General features: G+C 62.7%; 17 protein-coding genes. 8 read left to right on the forward strand and 9 right to left on the reverse strand.

Annotated elements, in window-relative coordinates; genetic code table 11:
- Window positions 1-222: 222 nt before the first annotated feature.
- The 4 genes from dnaA to gyrB all read left to right on the forward strand — a co-directional run bounded on the left by dnaA (window position 223) and on the right by gyrB (window position 6294).
- The gene (gene dnaA / locus AHA_RS00005) at window positions 223-1593 is read left to right on the forward strand and encodes a chromosomal replication initiator protein DnaA (protein ID WP_005307141.1); all 1371 of its coding nucleotides are present in this window, start codon (window positions 223-225) and stop codon (window positions 1591-1593) included.
- 83 nt (window positions 1594-1676) lie between these two features.
- Window positions 1677-2780 (forward strand): DNA polymerase III subunit beta, encoded by a 1104-nt coding sequence (dnaN, locus tag AHA_RS00010; RefSeq protein ID WP_011704048.1) that lies wholly within the window; start codon window positions 1677-1679, stop codon window positions 2778-2780.
- 2 nt (window positions 2781-2782) lie between these two features.
- Complete coding sequence (recF, locus tag AHA_RS00015) at window positions 2783-3886, forward strand: DNA replication/repair protein RecF (RefSeq protein WP_011704049.1); 1104 nt, start codon at window positions 2783-2785, stop codon at window positions 3884-3886.
- Complete coding sequence (gene gyrB, locus AHA_RS00020) at window positions 3883-6294, forward strand: DNA topoisomerase (ATP-hydrolyzing) subunit B (RefSeq protein ID WP_011704050.1); 2412 nt, start codon at window positions 3883-3885, stop codon at window positions 6292-6294. Before recF ends, gyrB begins: the two co-directional genes overlap by 4 nt.
- 114 nt (window positions 6295-6408) lie before the next feature.
- Here gyrB and AHA_RS00025 read toward each other — a convergent pair whose 3' ends face one another.
- Together AHA_RS00025 and AHA_RS00030 are read right to left on the reverse strand one after the other, a co-directional pair.
- Complete coding sequence (locus AHA_RS00025; protein WP_011704051.1) at window positions 6409-6786, reverse strand: VOC family protein; 378 nt, start codon at window positions 6784-6786, stop codon at window positions 6409-6411.
- A gap of 66 nt (window positions 6787-6852) precedes the next feature.
- Window positions 6853-7557 carry a helix-turn-helix transcriptional regulator gene (locus AHA_RS00030; protein ID WP_011704052.1) on the reverse strand — a complete coding sequence of 235 codons (705 nt, stop codon included), beginning with the start codon at window positions 7555-7557 and terminating at the stop codon, window positions 6853-6855.
- 234 nt (window positions 7558-7791) lie between these two features.
- Between AHA_RS00030 and AHA_RS00035 the strand changes: the two genes are divergently transcribed.
- The gene (locus tag AHA_RS00035; RefSeq protein WP_010635612.1) at window positions 7792-8205 is read left to right on the forward strand and encodes an Hsp20 family protein; all 414 of its coding nucleotides are present in this window, start codon (window positions 7792-7794) and stop codon (window positions 8203-8205) included.
- A gap of 92 nt (window positions 8206-8297) precedes the next feature.
- Complete coding sequence (locus tag AHA_RS00040) at window positions 8298-8735, forward strand: Hsp20 family protein (RefSeq protein ID WP_011704053.1); 438 nt, start codon at window positions 8298-8300, stop codon at window positions 8733-8735.
- A gap of 73 nt (window positions 8736-8808) precedes the next feature.
- On the opposite strand, the gene AHA_RS00045 is transcribed toward AHA_RS00040, so the two are convergent.
- Complete coding sequence (locus AHA_RS00045; protein WP_011704054.1) at window positions 8809-10059, reverse strand: valine--pyruvate transaminase; 1251 nt, start codon at window positions 10057-10059, stop codon at window positions 8809-8811.
- A 283-nt stretch (window positions 10060-10342) separates the two neighbouring features.
- Between AHA_RS00045 and AHA_RS00050 the strand changes: the two genes are divergently transcribed.
- Window positions 10343-10576: a hypothetical protein gene (locus AHA_RS00050; protein ID WP_011704055.1), complete on the forward strand. Its 234-nt coding sequence runs from the start codon at window positions 10343-10345 to the stop codon at window positions 10574-10576.
- On the opposite strand, the gene AHA_RS00055 is transcribed toward AHA_RS00050, so the two are convergent.
- Entirely contained in the window at window positions 10506-11330 is an 825-nt protein-coding gene (locus AHA_RS00055; RefSeq protein WP_011704056.1) for an AraC family transcriptional regulator, read from the reverse strand. The genes AHA_RS00050 and AHA_RS00055 overlap by 71 nt on opposite strands.
- A gap of 92 nt (window positions 11331-11422) precedes the next feature.
- Between AHA_RS00055 and AHA_RS00060 the strand changes: the two genes are divergently transcribed.
- Entirely contained in the window at window positions 11423-12550 is a 1128-nt protein-coding gene (locus tag AHA_RS00060; protein WP_011704057.1) for a multidrug effflux MFS transporter, read from the forward strand.
- Between the two features lie 4 nt (window positions 12551-12554).
- On the opposite strand, the gene AHA_RS00065 is transcribed toward AHA_RS00060, so the two are convergent.
- The 5 genes from AHA_RS00065 to kdpA all read right to left on the reverse strand — a co-directional run bounded on the left by AHA_RS00065 (window position 12555) and on the right by kdpA (window position 20344).
- Complete coding sequence (locus AHA_RS00065) at window positions 12555-13238, reverse strand: response regulator (RefSeq protein WP_011704058.1); 684 nt, start codon at window positions 13236-13238, stop codon at window positions 12555-12557.
- Between the two features lie 30 nt (window positions 13239-13268).
- Entirely contained in the window at window positions 13269-15857 is a 2589-nt protein-coding gene (locus tag AHA_RS00070; RefSeq protein WP_011704059.1) for a sensor histidine kinase, read from the reverse strand.
- A gap of 103 nt (window positions 15858-15960) precedes the next feature.
- The gene (locus AHA_RS00075; protein ID WP_011704060.1) at window positions 15961-16488 is read right to left on the reverse strand and encodes a potassium-transporting ATPase subunit C; all 528 of its coding nucleotides are present in this window, start codon (window positions 16486-16488) and stop codon (window positions 15961-15963) included.
- 60 nt (window positions 16489-16548) lie between these two features.
- Window positions 16549-18606: a potassium-transporting ATPase subunit KdpB gene (gene kdpB, locus AHA_RS00080; protein WP_011704061.1), complete on the reverse strand. Its 2058-nt coding sequence runs from the start codon at window positions 18604-18606 to the stop codon at window positions 16549-16551.
- 55 nt (window positions 18607-18661) lie between these two features.
- Window positions 18662-20344 (reverse strand): potassium-transporting ATPase subunit KdpA, encoded by a 1683-nt coding sequence (kdpA, locus tag AHA_RS00085; RefSeq protein ID WP_011704062.1) that lies wholly within the window; start codon window positions 20342-20344, stop codon window positions 18662-18664.
- Window positions 20345-20644 lie beyond the last annotated feature (300 nt).

A 20644-nucleotide genomic window follows, 5' to 3' on the forward strand; every position in this document is an offset into this window, starting at 1 on the left:
ATATTTGGTTATATAAAATAACCGCTTCAGGTCTGGATCTTTGGTGCTCCTGTCGATGGATCTGGCTGTGGGTAACTTTGGGGATGAAATCGGATTCGGCGCTGCTGGATCCTTGAAAGTCAAGGATCTTATTTGCTGGATCCGCGAGGTCGCGGCTAGAGATCCAGCCGCTAAAAACGTAGAATAGCCGGTCTTTAGTTAATCAATCGACGGGAGTTTAGAGTGACTGCTTCGCTATGGCAGCAGTGCCTTAACCGGCTGCAAGATGAGTTGCCCTCGGCAGAATTCAGCATGTGGATCCGGCCGCTTCAAGCGGAGTTGAGTGACAATACTCTGACCCTGTATGCACCGAATCGCTTTGTTCTGGACTGGGTTCGAGACAAGTATCTCATCCGGGTGAACGGCATCATCAATGAACTCTGCGGGGTCGACGGCCCCACTCTGCGTTTTGACATCGGTAATCGTCCCCATCCCGTCGCGGTCGCCAGAGCGCCGGCGCGGGGTGCGGATCCTGTGAATAACTCGCAGAAGAGCTGGGAAAGCAAGGCCGAGGCCAAACCCGAGCCGAACCACAAGAGCAACACCAACGTGAACTATACCTTCGAGAATTTCGTCGAGGGTAAGTCCAACCAGTTGGCCCGTGCGGCTGCCCGTCAGGTTGCCGACAATCCGGGCGGGGCCTACAACCCGCTGTTCCTCTATGGCGGCACCGGTCTGGGCAAGACCCACCTGCTGCATGCCGTCGGCAACGCCATCAAGGAGCGCAAGCAGGACGCCAAGGTCATCTACATGCACTCCGAACGGTTTGTGCAGGACATGGTGAAGGCGCTGCAGAATAACGCCATTGAAGAGTTCAAGCGTTATTACCGTAGCGTCGATGCCCTGCTCATCGATGACATCCAGTTCTTTGCCAACAAGGAGCGCTCCCAGGAGGAGTTTTTCCACACCTTCAACGCCCTGCTCGAAGGCAACCAGCAGATCATCCTGACCTCGGATCGTTATCCGAAGGAGATCAACGGGGTGGAAGATCGTCTCAAGTCCCGCTTCGGCTGGGGCCTGACGGTGGCGATCGAGCCGCCGGAGCTGGAAACCCGGGTGGCGATCCTGATGCGCAAGGCGGACGAGAACCAGATCCACCTGCCGGACGAAGTGGCCTTCTTCATCGCCAAGCGGCTGCGCTCCAACGTGCGCGAGCTGGAAGGTGCCCTCAATCGGGTGATTGCCAACGCCAACTTCACCGGTCGGGCGATCAATATCGACTTCGTGCGCGAAGCGCTGCGCGACCTGCTGGCGCTGCAGGAGAAGCTGGTCACCATCGACAACATCCAGAAGACGGTGGCGGAGTACTACAAGATCAAGCTGGCGGATCTGCTCTCCAAGCGGCGTTCCCGCTCCGTTGCCCGCCCACGCCAGCTGGCGATGGCGCTGGCCAAGGAGCTGACCAACCATAGCTTGCCGGAGATAGGTGATGCCTTTGGTGGTCGTGACCACACTACCGTGCTTCATGCCTGCCGCAAGATCGAGCAGCTGAAGGAAGAGAGTCACGACATCAAGGAAGACTATTCCAACCTGATCCGTACCCTTTCTTCCTGACAACGGAACGGAGTGGACAGATGCAGTTCGAATATTCCAACCTGATCCGAACCTTTTCCTCCTAATAACAACGGAGAGCACAGATGCAGCTCGAAATTAGCCGTGAGGCCCTGTTACGTCCTCTGCAACTGGTGTCCGGTGCCCTCGGTGGCCGGCCGACCCTGCCAATCCTCGGCAACGTGCTGCTGGATGTCAGCAACGGTCTGCTGTCACTGACCGGGACCGACCTCGAAGTGGAGATGATCGGTCAGGTCTATCTCAACAGCGACAGTCAGGATGGCCGCACCACAGTGCCGGCGCGCAAGCTGCTGGACATCTGCCGCGGTCTGCCGGAGGGGGCGGACATTCGCCTCAATACCGAAGGTGAGCGCCTGATCATCCGTTCCGGCCGCTCCCGCTTCAACCTGTCGACCCTGCCGGCCACCGAATACCCGAACATCGAGGATTGGGAATCCGTGCTCGAGTTCGACATCGGCCAGCTGGAGCTGAAAAAGCTCATCGATGCCACCCAGTTCTCCATGGCCAGCCAGGACGTGCGTTACTACCTGAACGGCATGCTGTTTGAGAGCGAGGGCCACGGCCTGCGTACCGTGGCGACCGACGGTCACCGGCTGGCGACCTGCCGCCGCGAGGTGGTAACGGAATCGCTGCCCGATCATCAGGTCATCCTGCCGCGCAAGGGCGTGCTGGAACTGGTGCGCCTGCTGGAAGCGGAAGACAAGCCGGTACGGCTGCAGATCGGCCGCAGCAACCTGCGTGCCGCGCTGGATGGCTTCATCTTTACCTCCAAGCTGGTGGACGGTCGCTTCCCGGACTGGCGCCGCGTCATTCCGCGCAACAGCGACAAGGCCCTGATCGCCGGTCGTGAGGATCTGCGCCAGGCCTTTGCCCGTGCCGCCATCCTCTCCAACGAGAAATTCCGTGGGGTGCGTCTCAATCTGCAGGAAAACCTGCTGCGCATCACCGCCAACAACCCGGAACAGGAAGAAGCCGAAGAGCTGCTTGACGTACAATACGAAGCCGGCGAGATGGAGATTGGTTTCAACGTCTCTTATGTGCTGGACGTGCTGAATACGTTAAAATGTGACCAAATCCGGATCAGCCTGAGCGATTCCATCAGCAGCGCCATTATTGAGGATTTTGACAGTCAGGATGCTCAGTACGTGGTAATGCCGATGCGGATCTAGTCGTGTCCCTGGTCAAACTCCAGCTCAGCGACTTTCGCAATATCCAGCAGGCCAGTCTCGCGCTGTCGCCCGGCCTCAATATCCTGGTCGGGTGCAACGGCAGCGGCAAGACCAGCGTGCTGGAAGCCATTCACTACCTCGGTCTCGGTCGCTCCTTTCGTACTCACCTGACCGGGCGGGTCATCCGCCAGGGGGAGAGGGCGTTTACCCTGTTCGCCCAGTGCGAACTGGAAGGGCGCCAGGTGCCCATCGGCCTCGCCAAGGACAAGAGTGGCGAGACCCAGCTCAAGATCGCCGGTGCCCAGGCCCAGCGTCTGGCCGAGCTGGCCGAATTGCTGCCGGTGCAATTGATCCATCCGGATGGCTTCAATCTGCTGACCGGCGGGCCTCAGGCTCGTCGGGCCTGGCTCGACTGGGGTGTTTTTCATCAGGAGCCGACCTTCTTCTCCCTGTGGGGGCGAGTGCGTCGCCTGCTGAAACAGCGCAATGCGCTGCTGCGTCAGAGCAGCCAGTATCGCCAGCTGGCGTACTGGGATCAGGAATTGGTACGGCTGGGCGGTGAATTGGCCGAGTTTCGCGCCAGTTATTGTCAGGCCATTACGCCCCTGATCAAGGAGATGACGGCGGATTTTTTGCCGGAATTCGATATCAGCCTTGGATTCTATCGAGGCTGGGAAAAAGATACCCCGCTCAATGCATTGCTGGAGGCGGGGTTTGAGCGGGATCGGGCGCTGGGTTACACAGGAGTAGGCCCACAGAAGGCCGATGTGCGACTCAAGGCGAACGGCGTCCCCGCTCAGGATATTTTGTCCAGGGGTCAGTTGAAGTTGCTGGTCTGTGCCATGCGACTGGCCCAAGGGCTCTATTTGAATCAACATAGCAGCCGTGGCTGTATTTTTTTAATTGATGATTTTGCCTCTGAACTGGATGTCGACAAGCGCCGGTTGCTGGCCGCAAGGCTGAAGCAGTGTGCGTCCCAGGTATTCATTACCGCCATCGACACCGGTCAGCTCGCAGACATGATGGATGCGAATGACTGCAAGTTGTTCCACGTGGAACAAGGCAAGATCTCCGAAACGTTAGAGAAGGCAGAGAGTAAGCTATGAGTGAAAATACTTACGACTCCTCGAATATCAAGGTACTGAAGGGCCTGGATGCGGTCCGCAAGCGCCCGGGGATGTATATCGGCGATACGGATGATGGCTCGGGTCTGCACCACATGGTGTTCGAGGTCGTCGACAACTCCATTGACGAGGCTCTGGCCGGCTACTGCTCCGATATTCAGGTCAAGATCCATTCCGACGGTTCCGTCTCCGTCCGTGACAACGGTCGTGGTATTCCTGTCGACATCCACCCGGAAGAGGGTCGCTCCGCTGCCGAAGTCATCATGACCGTGCTGCACGCGGGCGGCAAGTTCGACGACAACTCCTACAAGGTCTCCGGCGGCCTGCACGGTGTCGGCGTCTCCGTGGTAAACGCCCTCTCTGACAAGCTGCTGCTGACCATCCGTCGCAACGGCCATGTCTACGAGCAGACCTATCACCTGGGTGAGCCGCAGGCACCGCTCAAGCAGATTGGCGACAGCACCGGCACCGGGACCGAAGTCCGCTTCTGGCCGAGCCCGACCATCTTCAGCGATACCCTGTTCCACTACGAGATCCTGGCCAAGCGTCTGCGCGAGCTCTCCTTCCTCAACTCCGGCGTCTCCATCCGCCTGCTGGATGAGCGTGACGGCCGCGAGGCGCACTTCTGCTACGAAGGCGGCATCAAGGCGTTCGTCGAATACCTGAACCAGAACAAGACCCCGATCCACCCGAAGGTGTTCCACTTCACCACCGAGCAGGATGGCATCGGTGTGGAAGTAGCGATGCAGTGGAACGACGCCTATCAGGAAGGGGTCTACTGCTTCACCAACAACATTCCGCAGCGCGATGGTGGTACCCACCTGGTGGGCTTCCGTACCGCGCTGACCCGTACTCTGAACTCCTACATGGACAAAGAGGACTACAGCAAGAAGGCCAAGTCTGCCGCCAGTGGCGACGACGTGCGTGAAGGTCTGATTGCCGTTATCTCCGTCAAGGTACCGGATCCCAAGTTCTCCTCCCAGACCAAGGACAAGCTGGTCTCTTCCGAAGTGAAGACCGCCGTCGAACAGGCGATGGGTGAGAAGCTGGCCGACTTCCTGCTGGAAAACCCGGGCGACGCCAAGATCGTGGTCAACAAGATCATCGATGCGGCCCGTGCCCGCGAAGCGGCCCGCAAGGCCCGCGAACTGACCCGCCGCAAAGGCGCGCTGGATATCGCCGGTCTGCCCGGCAAGCTGGCCGACTGTCAGGAAAAAGACCCGGCGCTCTCCGAACTCTACATAGTGGAAGGGGACTCTGCTGGCGGTTCCGCCAAGCAGGGTCGCAACCGGAAGAACCAGGCCATCCTGCCGCTCAAGGGCAAGATCCTGAACGTGGAGAAGGCCCGTTTCGACAAGATGATCTCTTCCCAGGAGGTGGGCACCCTGATCACCGCACTGGGCTGCGGCATCGGTCGTGACGAGTACAACCCGGACAAGCTGCGTTATCACAACATCATCATCATGACCGATGCGGACGTCGATGGTGCGCACATTCGTACCCTGCTGCTGACCTTCTTCTATCGTCAGATGCCGGAAATCATCGAACGTGGCTACGTCTACATCGCCCAGCCGCCGCTCTACAAGGTGAAGAAGGGCAAGCAGGAGCAGTATCTGAAAGACGAAGATGCGCTGCTGCAGTACCAGACCGCCATGGCGCTGGACGGTGCGACCCTGCACGTCAACGAGTCTGCCCCGGCCATCGGTGGCGAGGCGCTGGAGCGTCTGGTCAACCAGCATCGCTCGGTGTCTCACCTGATCACCCGCATGTCTCGCCGCGCGCCAGAAGCCGTGCTGACCCAGCTGATCTATCAGCCGGAGCTGAACGAAGCGCTGCTGAGCAGCGAGAGCGATCTGCTGGCCTGGTGCCAGAGCATGGAAGCCGTGCTCAACGAGAGCAACCATGGCATCCAGTACCAGATGCAGGTTCGCCACGACGAAGAGCGCCGTCTGTTCGTGCCGCACGCCGTGGTACGCCAGCACGGGGTCGACCGCGAATACCCGCTCAGCTACGACTTCCTGCAATCCTCCGAGTACCGTCAACTGGTCTCGCTGGGCAAGGAGATCGCCAACCTGATCGAGGAAGGTGGTTACATCAAGCGTGGCGAGAAGGTGAAGCCGGTCGCCAGCTTCGTCGAAGCGGTCGAGTGGCTGATGGGCGAAGGCAAGCGCGGCATCTACATCCAGCGCTATAAAGGGCTGGGCGAGATGAACCCGGACCAGCTGTGGGAAACCACCATGGATCCTGAAGCCCGTCGCATGCTGCGCGTCACCATCGACGATGCCGTCGGTGCCGACCAGCTCTTCTCCACCCTGATGGGTGATGCCGTTGAGCCACGCCGTGACTTCATCGAGACCAACGCCCTGCGCGTTGCCAACCTCGACGTCTAATTCGACGCTGTCAGCTCGATATAAAAAAGCCGCTCCCTGTGAGCGGCTTTTTTTTTCTGGCGAAGGAGGTGGCACGTTCCACGTGAAACATGGCTCCGTCTTGATAGTGCCGGCTCAGCCCAGTTCGGGGGCCGGGCAGTAGAGGCGCAGACGATGGCCATCCGGATCGAGCGCCATGCAGGTGTAGCCAAACTCCATCCGGGTCGGCGCCTGGATCAGGGTGAGCCCGCGTGCCTGCCACTCGGCAGACTGTCTATCGACCGCGGTATCATTGGGGAGGGCGAAGGCCAGCTCCATGGCCCCGGCCGTTTGGGTCACGGCAGGCTCGACCGTGGCGCTGGACCAAAGTGCCAGTCTGGCGCCCGATTCGAACACGAACATGGCAAAGGTGGGGGACTCCTCCACCGGTGGGCGTCCGAACAGCTCGCGATAGAAGAGCGTGCTGCGAGCCGGGTTGGCAACATAGAGGATGGTGAACTGGGGGACTAACATGGTGATGCTCCTTGCTGATGAGATGGCGCATCGGCGCCGACCCCGTCAGCATGGCGCTGCCTGCTGTCAGTTTCTGTCAGCAATGAATCTGGGCTGCGGGATCTGCTGGCTGGCGCGCCACTCCTTGAGCAGCCGCCCCCGGTTGCCCGGATAAGGTTCCGCCTCCAGCCGCATCGCGCTGATCCTGTCCACCCGAAAGTGACGAAAGTCCTGGCGCAGCTCGCACCAGGCCACCAGTACCCGCACCTGGTCGAAGTAGCCGAGGGCACAGGGCCAGACGGTGCGCTCCGAACTCTCCTCCTTGAGATCCCGATAGTTCAGGGTCACCTTGCGCTGCTGGCGGATGGCGCTGCGCAGCGGAGCCTCATCGACGGGGCTGTCACCGCGAGAGGTGCCGATCAGCAGGGCATTGGCATGCAGCTGTTGGCGATAGTCGGCGGGTAGCACGGCCTCTATCTTGGCCAGCGCGCTGCTGGCGGCGGTACTGAGGGCATGGTCGGCATGGGCCGCCACCCAGCGTGAGCCCAGCACCAGCGCATCCAGCTCCTCTTCGCTGAACATCAGCGGCGGCAGCATGAAGCCAGGGCGCAGCACATAGCCGATGCCCGCTTCCCCCTCGATGTGGGCGCCCTGTGCCTGCAGGGTGGCGATATCCCGATAGAGGGTGCGCAGGCTGATGCCAAGCTGGCTGGCCAGCTCGCTGCCGGTGATGGCGTAGCGGTGGCCGCGCAGCAGTTGCAGCAGGGCCAGCAGGCGTTCTGAACGGGACATGATGTGGCTCCTCAAGATCTCCGCTCAGGGTGCCATGTTGTGACTGGGGGAGAAAGTTGAATGTGGAAAAGGCCTGCAACGGGCGACGAGAAGATTTTTCGGTCAGGGCTCTTGAAAGCCGAAAGTGGGCCCCTATATAGATAACAAGGCCGGAACGCTCGACAGAGGTTTCGACCAGGCGCCCGTCCATCTGGAGGGCAAACAATCAGTTATCGCTCAAAAGAGGATAATACTATGCGTTCTATCGACTTTTCTCCGCTCTATCGTTCTGCCATCGGTTTCGATCGTCTGGCCAATCTCATCGAATCTGCGGCCAGCAATGGCAATGCCGGTTATCCCCCCTACAACATCGAGCAGCTGGGTGACAGCGACTACCGCATCAGCATGGCGGTGGCGGGCTTTACCCAGGAAGAGCTGGAGCTGAGCTTCCAGGAAAATCTGCTGACGGTGAAGGGCAACAAGCAGGCCGATACCGAGCGCAACTACCTCTACCAAGGCATAGCCGAACGCGGTTTCGAGCGTCGCTTCCAGCTGGCTGACTATGTGCGGGTGAAGGGGGCCGATCTGAAAAACGGTCTGCTTCACATCGACCTGGTGCGCGAAGTGCCCGAGGCGATGAAGCCCCGCAAGATCGAGATCAACGGCTGATAGCCTGACCTCATTGAATTGTTGACGTTTCCCGGGTGCCGATGACGGGCCCGTGGAGAAGTGAAACCTGTTGCTTATAGAAGGATAGGATTATGCGTAACCTCGATTTTTCTCATCTCTATTCCAACGCCGTCGGCTTCGAGCGGATGGCCCGTGAGCTGGAAGGTCTGTTCGAGCAGAAGACCGCCGCTTACCCCCCGTACAACATCGAAAAGCGCGATCAGGACGGCTATCGCATCACGGTTGCCGTGGCTGGCTTCGAGCGCGAAGAGCTGGAGCTGGAGACCGAAAACGGCACCCTCAAGGTGAAGGGGCGCAAGGCCGCCACCGATGAGCGCCAGTTCCTCCATCAGGGGATCGCCGAGCGCGACTTCGAGCTCGCCTTCAAGCTGAGCCAGCACGTGGAAGTGCAGGGCGCCAAGCTGGAGCATGGGCTGCTGACCATCGATCTGGCACGCGAGCTGCCAGAGGCGCTCAAGCCCCGTGCCATCCCCATCGGCAAGCCCGAGCAGCTGGCACTGCCCGGTTAAGCAAACCGGCGCGCGATAAACAAGAGAGGCCTGCATGTGCAGGCCTCTCTGTTTTTGTATCGCCGAACTGGGCTTAGCCGGCGTAGAGGGCGTTGATCTCGTCGGCCAGGATGGCGATGCCGCGCCGCACCAGCTCCTCGCTCTGGGAGTAGTTGAGGCGGATACACTCCTGGCTGTGGCGCCACTCTGGGTCGTCAATGCCGGGGAAGAAGTAGTGGCCCGGCACGATCAGCAGGTTCTTCGCCTTCAGTCGCTCGTACAGCTCCTGACAGTGGATCGGCAGGCCTTCGAACCAGAGCCAGAGGAAGAGGGCGCCTTCCGGCTTGTGGATGTGGAAGCGGGGATCCGGGATCGCCTCGCGCAGCAGTTGCACCGCCAGCTCCGCCTTCTGCCTATAGAAGGGTTTCACCACCTGCTCGCTGAGGGCGATGATCTCACCGCTCTCGATCATCGGAATGGTGATGGCGGGCCCCAGACTGCCCGGCGCCAGATTGATGATACCGCTCAGGTTGGTGATGGCCTGAATGATCTTCTCGTCGGCGATGACGATGCCGCAGCGAGTGCCCGGCAGGCCGAGCTTGGAGAGACTCATGCAGAGGATGGTATTGGCGTTCCAGAACGGCTTGGCCTCGCTGAAGATGATGCCCGGGAAGGGGACGCCGTAGGCGTTGTCGATCAGCAGTGGAATGCCCTTGTCGCGGGCAATCTGATCGAGGTGTTCGATCTCTTCATCGGTCAGCACGTTGCCGGTGGGGTTGGTGGGGCGGGAGACGCAGATCACCCCGATGTCGTCACCCACCTGCAGGCTCTCGAAGTCCACGTGGTACTTGAACTGGCCGTCGGCCAGCTTCTCTATGGTGGGCTTGTAGGCCACGAAGTAGTCGTCCGCCAGTGCCGAGTCGGCATAGCCGATGTACTCGGGGGCGAGCGGGAACAGCACCTTCTTCTTGCGGCCATCGGCAAATTCGCCCGCCAGCAGGTTGAACAGATAGAAGAAGGCGTTCTGGCTGCCGTTGGTCAGGGCGATATTGCGGGCAGAGATGTCCCAGCCCAGCTCCTTGCTGAGCAGGGCCGCCAGCGCCTTGGTAAACCTGTCCTTGCCCTGGGGGCCATCGTAGTTGGCCATCGCCTTCACCAGCTCACCGTTGTCGAGCAGGCTCTTGGCCTCGGCCTGGAAGCGTTCCAGCATGGCGGGGATGGGGGCCGGGTTGCCGCCACCCAGCATGATGGCGTCCGGATTGGTCAGCCCCTGATTAAGGTCATCCATGAGTTGGGTAATACCGGCATGGCGAGTGAACTTCTCGCCGAACAAGGAAAATTCCATTCGGTGACAGATCCAGAGTCAGTTACGGGGGAGCTAGCACCATAGCTCAGTTTAAAAGCGGGTGTCGATCAAAAAAATGGGACGTTCCACGTGGAACAGCAGACAAAAATTAAGCGTGGTGAAAATGACCACTTGTTGGTTCAATCCTGACTACTGGATGTTTTCCAACTGGCGCCAGTTTCCATCTAAAAATTATTAATTTAAACAAAATCATGTCGTTATAGATGTGGCACAACAATTGGAATAGCTATCTGGTCATCTCAACCACACCGGAGCACACCAGATGAAAATCCTGATCGCAACCTTGATCGCCAGCAGCCTGAGCCTGAACGTCATGGCCGACGAGTACCCCAGACCCGAACTGGACAGCGCCAAGCTGGCGCAAGAGATAGCGGCCCAGCAGCAGCAGGCCTCCCATGCGGTGATGGAGGAGGCGATCCACAACCTCAAGCCGCTGGCGCTGGAGACCCTGGTGGTGGAGGCGAGCTCGGCCGATGCGACTCACCCCGAGAGTTGAGATAGCGCAGCGGGGTCTGCCCCGTGTGCTGTCTGAAGAAGCTGATGAAGGCGCTGTCGCTGGCGAACTCCAGCGTTGCCGCCACCCGGCTGATGGGTTCGGCCTCGGCCAGCAGCTCCAGCGCCCGCAACAGTCGCCACTGCTGGCGCCAGGCCTGGTAGCTCATGCCGGTCTCCCGCATGAAGATACGACCTATGGTCTTGTCACTGGCACCCACCCGTTCGGCCAGCCGGTTGAGCCGATCGGGCAGGGTGTCGCCCCGCTTCACTTCCTGCAGCCAGCCGGCCAGACGTGGGTCTGACGGCAGCGGCAACTGCCAGGATTCCCGCGGCGCTTGCGCCAGCTCTTCCTGCAACAGCGCCAGCGTGCAATGTTGCTCCGCTGCCGGTTTGTCCCACGGCCAGATCGCCATCCGCTCGATGATCTCCCGCAGCAGCGGGTTGACCGCCAGCACCGCCATCTCGGTCGGCAAGCCGGGCTCCGGCTGGAAGTAGAGGGAGCGATACGCCACCACTCCGCGCATCAGCACCCGATGGGGCAGGCCTGCCGGCAGCCAGGCCGCCCGTGTCGGCGGCAGCAGGCAGACCTGATCGTCCAGCTCTATGGTCATGCAGCCGGCCTGGGCGAACAGCAGCTGATGACGCTTGTGCTGATGGCGACCGGAGTCGTGCCAGCCGAGGGCGGAGGCAATCCCGATGGCGCTGCCATCGTGCTGATCCGGGTCAAAAGGGTGATCGGGAAGAATAAAAGCCATGTGTCCGATTATTGATGTTTATAGTTCTGTTTATTGTAATCGGACAATCGGCATCACTCTAGAATGACGGCCTCTTGTGAAGGAGGTTTGTCATGAACAACAAGTTGCCACCGCTCTGGTTGGTGGTCGGATTGATGATGTTTCCGCAGATAGTGGAGACCATCTACAGCCCGGTGCTGACCCATATCGCCAGCCAGTTTCGGGTGAGCGAAGGGCAGGCATCCCAGACCCTGTCGGTCTATTTTCTGGCGTTTGCGGCGGGCGTGGTCTGCTGGGGCCGACTGTGCGATCTGGTCGGGCGGCGTCCCGCCATGCTGGCGGGGCTGATGACCTATGGCGCCGGCACTCTGCTGGCATTGCTGGCCACTCAATTTGAAACCCTGCTGCTGGCCAGGGTCATCGCGGCCTTCGGCGCCGCCGTGGGCTCCGTGGTGACCCAGACCATGCTGCGCGACAGTTATCAGGGCAGCGAGCTGGCGCGGGTCTTTTCGGTGATGGGCATCGCGCTCTCCCTCAGCCCGGTGCTGGGGCTGGTGAGCGGCGGCCAGCTGGCGAGCGGGTTCGGCTATCTCGGGGTATTCAGCGCCCTGCTGGTGTTGGCAGTTGGATTACTGCTGGTCACTTGCTGGCAACTGCCGGAAACCCGGCCGGCCATCACCCAGCGGGTGGCACTCTGGCCGCTGGCACAACGGATGGTGCGTGATGCAGCCTTGTGGCGCAGCGCCGCTCTGGTGGCGCTGTTCAACACCATGCTGTTCGGCTACTACAGCCTGGCTCCCTTCCTGTTTGCCGGGCTGGGGTTGAGTGCGGGCGAGTTTGGTTACTCCGGCATCTTGTTGGCGCTGGCGACCCTGGGGGGGAGCCTGCTCAACAAACGCCTGCTGGGGCGTGGCTGGTCGCCTGCCTCGCTGATCCGGCTCGCCGCCGCGTTGGCGCTGGGGTCCGGCTGGCTGGTGTGGGCCAGTCAGGCTTCGCTCTGGTTCCTGCTGCCCATGATGGGGGTGGTGGTGGCGTTCGGGCTGGCGATCCCCAATGTGCTGAGCCAGGCGCTGCTGGCCTATCGGGAGGTGGCAGGCAGTGCTGGTGCCCTGTTCGGGCTCGGTTACTACCTGTTGCTCAGCCTGGGGTTGGCGGTGGCAGCCAGCTTGCAGGATCTCGGTCTGCTGCTCGGTGGTTGCGGTCTGTTGGCACTGTGCTGCGGTTGGCGTCGTTCCACGTGAAACATCAGCTGCCGATAAAACGGTAGCCGATGCCGGATTCAGTTTCGATCAGCGTGGGTTGCTGGGGGTTATCTCCCAGCTTCTTGCGCAGGCTGGCGATGACGATGCGCAGGTAGTGGGTGTCCTCCTTGTGACTCGGCCCCCAGATGTCGTTGAGCAGCTGGGTCTGCAGCACCAGCTTGCCGGGGTGGCACACCAGCGCCTGCAGCAGGGCGAACTCCTTGCGGGAGAGGGGCACCTCTTCCTCCCCCAGGGTGACCCTGTGGCTGCTGCTGTCCAGGGTCAGCCCGCACTGGGGGAAGTGGCGCTGCTCGCCGCTGCTGACCCCGGCTCGCTGGCGCAGCAGCACCCGGATGCGGGCCATCATCTCGCCGATGCCGAACGGCTTGCTCATGTAGTCGTTGGCCCCGGCATCCAGCAAGCGCACCTTCTCCTGTTCAGAATCCCGTGCCGATAGCACCAGTACCGGGTGCTGATGGTGCTCGCGAATGGCCTGCAACACCTGGATGCCGTCCCCGTCCGGCAGGCCGAGGTCCAGGATCACCAGATCGGGATTGAGGTGGCGATACTGCGCCAGCCCCTCGTTGACGCCGACCGCCTCGCTCACCTGATGCCCCTCGGCGATCAGGCTGATCCGCAAAAAACGGCGGATGGCCGCCTCGTCGTCAATGACCAGTATGTGAGCCATTCAGCCTCCAGCTGGATAGAGTAAAAATGTTCAGGCCGCGGCTGCATTGAGCGCCAGCGGCAGGGAGATGCGCATGCAGGTACCGTTGCCGTTGGGGCCGGAAAATGCCCAGATGCGGCCGCCGTGGGCCTCTATCATAGCGCGGGAAATGGCGAGGCCAAGCCCGGTGCCGCGGCTGCCGCAGTCGCCGACCGGCTGGGTGTAGAACAGATTGAAGATCTTGTCCCGATCCGACTCGGCGATGCCGACCCCGATATCGATGATGTCGAGGATGAGATCGGGGTCCGCCAGCATCACCTTGAACTCGATGGGGGTGCCGGCCGGCGAGTAGCGGGAGGCGTTGTCGAGGATGTTGACCAGCACCTGCTCGATCAGGGCGCCATGCACATAGAGGCGGGGGATCTGTTGATCGAAGTGCACCAGCAGCTTGTGCTGGCGCCAGGAGGAGTCGAGCCGGCGGCGGGCGTTCTCCACCAGATCCGCCAGGTCGACCCAGTCCCGTTTGAGCTGGAAATCCGGCGAGCCGATGCGGGTCATGTCCAGCAGGTTCTGCACATAGCTGTGCAGGCGGCGCGCCTCGTCCTGCACCGAGTGCAGCAGCTCGCTACGGTCTTCGCTGCTGATCCGGTCACCATATTCCAGCAGGGTGCTGCCGGCCCCCATGATGGTGGCCAGCGGCGTCTTCAGATCGTGGGAGACAGAGGAGAGCAGGGCGGCACGCATCCGGTCGGTCTCCGCCTGCAGCTGGCTGTCGGCCAGCCGTTCGTTGAGATCGATCCGGGCCAGCGCGGCGCGGATATCGGTGAGCAGGGCCTGCAGTTGATGCTCGGCCGAGGAGGCGAGCGGATTGGCCAGCACTATCCCCAGCACCAGTTCATCGCTGAGGTGATGGTACTGGGCCTCGGCCGCGTTGAGGGTGGCGGTGTGGGCGCCGGCGCTCTGCTTCTGGGCCAGACACCAGTCGATGGCCGCCTTGTCGGTCTGCCCCGGCTTGTGCTGGGTCGAACCGGCCCTGTGCTGGTAGTGCTGATCGAGGGCGAACACCGGCTGGCCCAGCGCCAGTGAGATGGCCTGGGAGCCCTGTCTGAGCACCTCTTCCGGGCTGCTGGCGGTGGCCAGCCCCTGGCTCAGCGACAGCAGTGCATTGCCCAGCTGCTGGGTCTCGCGCAGGCCGATCAGCTGTTGGCGCTGACGGGAGGCGAGCCGCCCGGCCGTGATGCCGACAATCAGCAGCACGAACAGGGTGAGCAGATCGCTGTGGCTGGCCACGCTCAAAGAGAAGTAGGGGGCGGTGAACAGCAGATTGTGGCCGACAAAGCCCAGCACGGCGGCCAGGATGGCGGGCATCAGGCTGGTGGTGAGCGCGGTGGCCAGCACCCCCAGCACGAACAGCATGGGCAGGGAGGCGGGTGGCAGCCAGTGGGAGAGGCCCCAGACGGCGGCCGAGGTGGTCCCCATGATGGCCACCGCCAGCAGGCTCTGGCGAATGTCCTTGGGGTGGAGCGGCTTCAAGCCCAGGCTGGGCTTGCGCTTCTCGGTATCCACCAGCGTGATCTCGAGCCCCTGCGCCTGCTTGAGCAGGTGTTGCACCAGCGAGCGGCGCCAGGGGGCCTTGTGGGGTTTGCCGAGCAGCAGTTGCGACACCTGCTGCTGCTCGGCGGTCTCCAGCAGGGTGTCGGCCACCGCCGGACTGGAGAGGGTCAACACCTTGGCCCCCAGCTGGGAAGCGAGCGCCAGTGCCTGCTCCAGCTCGACCGAGCGCTGCCCCTTGCTGTCGATGTGCACCACCAGCCAGGGCAGCTGGCGGCGCTGGGCGAAGCGGTGACCGTAGCGCACCAGGGCGGCGCCGTGCTGATCGCCGAGGCAGACCATCAGCTTGCCCCGCAGCGGCAGTGTGGTCTTGCCGGCCGCCTGCCACTGCAGTTGCAGATCCCCCTCCACGTGGCTGGCGGCGGTCTGCATCGCCAGCTCGCGCAGGGCGGTCAGGTTGTTGAGGGAGAAGAAGGACTGCAGGGCGGCCTTGGCCTGATGGGGCACATAAACCTTGCCCTCCTTGAGGCGGCCGAGCAGCTCCTTGGGGGGGAGGTCTATCAGCACCAGGCTGTCGGCCTCCAGCAGCACCTGATCCGGCAGGGTCTCCTTGACCCTGACCCCGGTCAGCTGCCACACCAGATCGTTGAGGCTCTCCAGGTGTTGCACGTTGAGGGTGGTGTAGACATCGATGCCGGCGCCGAGCAGCTCCTCCACATCCTGCCAGCGCTTCTCGTGGCGGCTGCCGGGGGCGTTGCTGTGAGCCAGCTCGTCCACCACGGCGATGGCGGGCTTGCGGGCCAGCAGGCCGTCCAGATCCATCTCCTCCAGCCGCTGCTGGCGGTGCAGGTGCAGCTTGCGCGGCTGGATGGCGAGCTTGTCGAGCAGGGCCAGGGTCTCCTGGCGGCCGTGGGTCTCCACCACCCCGATCAGGATGTCGACCCCCTCCTTGGCCTGCTCCCGCACCGCTTGCAGCATGGCGTAGGTCTTGCCGACACCGGGGGCGGCACCGAGAAACACCTTCAGCTTGCCCCTGTGTTCCTGTTCCAGGCTCGCCAGCAGGGCGTCCGCCCTCACCTCATCACGCATCCCCGTGCTCCCGTTGCATCGGCCGAACCGCGGCCGTGACCTCATTGCTCATGCTTGTTCCCGTTGTCGAAAGGGAGCCTGTCCCGAACGGCAAGGAGCGCCCTCAGGCGCCCTTTTGATGATCGAGTTGCAGGTTCAACTGGAGAATGTTGACCACCTGCGGGCCAAGGATACCAGCTTGTGCCGCCGACTTGACCTGCTCCGTCAATTGAACGGGATCCAGCCCGCGTTGCCCGGCGACCCGCTCTACCTGAGCCAGCGCTGCAGCGAGTGGCAGATGGGGATCGAGGCCGGAGGCGGAGCGGGTCAGCAGGGCGGGGACCCTGGCTTCCGGCTGCGCCCTGGCCGCCGCTGCGGCAAACTCGGCCCGCAGCGGCGAGCTCATCCCCAGGTTGCTGGCACCTCCGCCTATGGTGGCGAAGTCGCTGGCGGAGGGGCGGGAGTGGAAGTAGTCGGCCCGCTCGAACTTCTGTGCCAGCAGGGCGCTGCCGACCACCTGCTGCTTGGCGTTGGTGAGCAGGCTGCCGTTGGCCTGCCAGGGGAAGAGCAGCTGGGCCAGCCCGGTGACGGCCAGCGGATACGCCACCCCCAGCAGCAGGGTCAGGGTCAGCAGGGTTCTGATTGCTATCATGATTTTCTTGCTCCAAATACGTTGGTTGGATGCGGGTCTGCCCCGCATCCGGTAATACCGTTACACCAGTCCCAGGCCGGTGATAACCAGGTCGATCAACTTGATGCCTATGAAAGGCACTATCAGGCCGCCGACGCCGTAGATCAGCAGGTTGCGGCGCAGCAGGCTGGCGGCCGAGCCCTGCAGGCTGACCCCGCGCAGGGCCAGCGGCACCAGCGCTACGATGATCAGGGCGTTGAAGATGATGGCCGACAGGATGGCGCTCTCGGGGCTGCCCAGCTGCATCAGGTTCAGTACCCCCAGCTGCGGATAGGCGGCGATGAACAGGGCCGGCAGGATGGCGAAGTACTTGGCCACGTCGTTGGCGATGGAGAAGGTGGTCAGGGCGCCACGGGTCACCAGCAGCTGCTTGCCCACCAGCACCACGTCCAGCAGCTTGGTGGGGTTGGAGTCGAGATCCACCAGGTTGCCCGCCTCCTTGGCGGCCTGGGTCCCCTCGTTCATGGCCAGGCCCACGTCGGCCTGGGCCAGCGCCGGTGCGTCGTTGGCGCCGTCCCCGCACATGGCGACCAGCCGGCCGTCGGCCTGCTCCTGACGGATGTAGGCCAGCTTCTTCTCCGGCGTCGCCTCGGCGATGAAGTCATCAACCCCGGCCTCGGCGGCGATGGCGGCGGCGGTCAGCGGGTTGTCACCGGTGATCATCACGGTGCGGATCCCCATGTGGCGCAGGATCTGGAAGCGGGCCTTGATACCCGGCTTGATGATGTCCTTGAGGAACACCACCCCCAGCAGCTTCTCGTGGGTACAGACCAGCAGCGGGGTGCCGCCCTGGCGGGCGATGTTGTCCACCGATTTTAGGATGAGCTCGGGCACCGCCTTGCGATCGAGCGAGAGGTAGCGCAGCACTGCATCCACCGCCCCCTTGCGATAGTGATGGCCGTTGCGATCCAGCCCGCTCAGCCGGGTCTCGGCGCTGAAGGGGATGATGATGTCGCTCTCCAGCTGGCTCGGTCTGGTATGGCTCTTGCCCGCCAGGGTCAGGATGGATTTGCCCTCCGGCGTATTGTCGCCGATCGAGGCCAGCATGGCGGCCTGGGCCAGCAGGGAGGGGTCCACGCCGGGGGCCGGGATCAGCTCGTCCGCCATCCGGTTGCCGAAGGTGATGGTGCCGGTCTTGTCCAGCAGCAGGGTGCGCACGTCGCCGGCGGCTTCCACCGCCCGGCCAGACTTGGCGATCACGTTGAGCTTCACCAGCCGGTCCATGCCGGCGATGCCGATGGCGGAGAGCAGACCGCCGATGGTGGTCGGGATCAGGGTGATGAACAGCGCCAGCAGATAGAGCCGGGGCACCTGGGTGCCGTTGTAGTCGAGGAACCAGGGCAGGGTGGCCACCACCAGCAGGAAGATCAGGGTCAGCCCCACCAGCAGGGCGTCAAGCGCCATCTCGTTGGGGGTCTTCTGCCGCTTGGCCCCTTCCACCAGCGCAATCATGCGATCCAGCGTGCTTTCGCCCGGGTTGTTGCTGATGTGCACCCAGATCTGGTCGGAGACGACGGTGGTGTTGCCGGTCACGCCGCTGCGGTCGGTGCCGGACTCGCGGATGACGGGGGCGGATTCGCCGGTGATGGCAGCCTCGTTGACCGAGGCGATGCCGGCGACCACTTCGCCGTCGGCCGGGATCATCTCGCCGCTGCGCACCAGCACCAGATCGCCCTTGAGCAGGCTGGTGGCCGGTACCCATTCGCCCTTGTCATCTTGCGGGCTGGTGACCCGACGCGCCTTGAGCTGGCTCATGCCGGCCTTCAGGCTGTCGGCCCGCGCCTTGCCGCGCCCCTCGGCCAGGGTCTCGGCGAAGTTGGCAAACCAGAGGGTGAGCCAGAGCCAGGCGGTCAGCTGCCAGGCCAGCGATGGGGCAACGCCGGAGAGCGGCTGCCCCAGCAGCGACTCCAGGGTCGCCATCACGGCCGCCAGCCAGAGGGTGAACAGGATGGGACTGCCAAACAGCGCCCTGGGGTTGAAGCGATAGAGGGCTTCCACCATGGCCTGCAGGATCTGTGATTTCTGTTTCTTGCCCTTCACCTGAATGGTGTCGGTGCTCATTGAAGCGGACTTGCTCATTGGAAAGCTCCCTGCATCGAATAGTTGGTCACGCAGATCAGTCGGAGGTGCAGCATCAGAAGGCACCTCCCAGCAGGCTCAGGTGTTCCGCCACCGGGCCCAGCGCCAGCACCGGCAGGAAGGAGAGACCCCCCATCAGCAGCACAGTGACGATCAGCAGGGTGATGAAGAGCGGGCCGCTGACGGGGAAGTCCCCCTCGCTTCGCTCCTGGCGCGGGGCGCGGGCCAGCTGGCCGGCGATGGCCAGCACCGGGATGATGTAGCCGAAGCGGCCGAGCAGCATGGCCAGCCCGATGGCGATGCACTGCCAGCTGTCGGCGGCGGCAAAGCCGGCGAAGGCGGAGCCGTTGTTGCCGGCGGCCGAGGCGTAGGCATAGATCAGCCGGGACAGGCCGTGGGGGCCGTCGTGACCGATGACGGTGGCGGAGTCCGGCATCAGCAGGGTAATGCCGCCGATCACCAATACCCCGACCGGCATCACCAGCATGCTGGCGACCACCCACTTCATCTCGGTGATGCCGAGCCGTTTGCCCAGATAGGTGGGGGTACGCCCCACCATCAGGCCGCACAGGAACACGGTCAGCAGCACGAACAGCATCATGCCGTAGATGCCGGCCCCGACACCGCCAAACACCACTTCACCCAGCAGCATGTTGATCATGGCGACCATGCCGGCGAGCGGGGCGAAGCTGTCGTGCATGGCGTTGACCGAGCCGTTGGAAGCGGCGGTGGTGGCCACTTCCCAGATGCTGGAGAGCACGGGGCCGAAGCGGCTCTCCTTGCCTTCCCAGTTGCCGGCTTCGCTGGTGAGGTGGGCGAGGGCCGGATCCGGCTGCAGCTCCTGGCCGATGGCGAGGCAGAGCCCCAGCACCAGCATGATGGTCATGGCGATGAGGATGGCGCGGCTGTGGGCCAGATCCTTCACGTAGCGACCCAGGGTGCAGACCATGGCGGCGGCCAGCGTCAGCAGGGCGACCATCTCCAGCCAGTTGGAGAGGGCGGTGGGGTTCTCGAACGGATGGGCCGAGTTGATGCCGAAGAAGCCACCGCCGTTGGAGCCGAGCTGCTTGATGGCGATCTGGGAGGCGGCCGGGCCGAGCGGCAGCAGCTGCTCCTGGCCTTCCAGGGCGTGGAACGGTAGGTAGGCCGACAGACTCTGGGGCACCCCCTGCCAGACCAGCAGCAGCGCCAGGATCAGCGCCATCGGCAGCAGCACATAGAGACAGAAACGCACCAGATCCTGCCAGAAGTTGCCGAGGTGGGTGGTCTGCTGGCGGGCGATGCCGCGAAACAGGGCGATGGCTACGGCGGCGCCGGTGGCGGCGGAGACGAAGTTCTGGGTGGTGAGCCCCACCATCTGGCTGAAGTAGGAGAGGCTGGCTTCGCCGGAGTAGGCCTGCCAGTTGGTGTTGGTCATGAAGCTGACCGCGGTGTTGAAGGCGAGTTGCCAGTTCAGCCCGGGCAGCTGCTGCGGGTTGAGGGGCAGCAGCCCCTGCGCCAGCAGGATCAGGAACAGCAGGCCGAAGCCGGCGCCGTTGAAGGCCAGCAGGCTGAGGGCGTAGGACTTCCAGTCCTGCTCGCGCCCGTCGGTGCCGCAGCAGGCCAGGGTGGCGCGCTCAAGCGGGGCCAGCCAGCGACTCTTGCCTTCAAACACTCGATAGAGGTAGTTGCCAAGCAGAGGCGCTGGCAGCAGCACCAGCAGCACGAACGCGACGGGATAGATGATCTCTTGCCACATATCCGGTTCCTCACTCATGGGTGCGCGCGAGGGCGCGCAGCAGATAACCCGCGAGGGCGAGGACCAGCAGCAGATATAGCCAATTCATAACGACTCCGTTGAGGTAATTAGCGTCAGGGATCGATGCATATCCGTGTCGATCCCATAGGTCTCATTGACGCTGAAAGGGTATGTAAAACGGGCGTAAAGGCGCCATAAAGCCCGATTTGGCTGGCGTAAAATCGGCGTAAAAAGGAGGGGATTGGCAGAGTGGATGGGTGGGCCGCGATCAAAAAACCCGGCCTAGGCCGGGTTTGGTAG

The sequence above is a fragment of the Aeromonas hydrophila subsp. hydrophila ATCC 7966 genome (assembly GCF_000014805.1).
Classification (GTDB): domain Bacteria; phylum Pseudomonadota; class Gammaproteobacteria; order Enterobacterales; family Aeromonadaceae; genus Aeromonas; species Aeromonas hydrophila.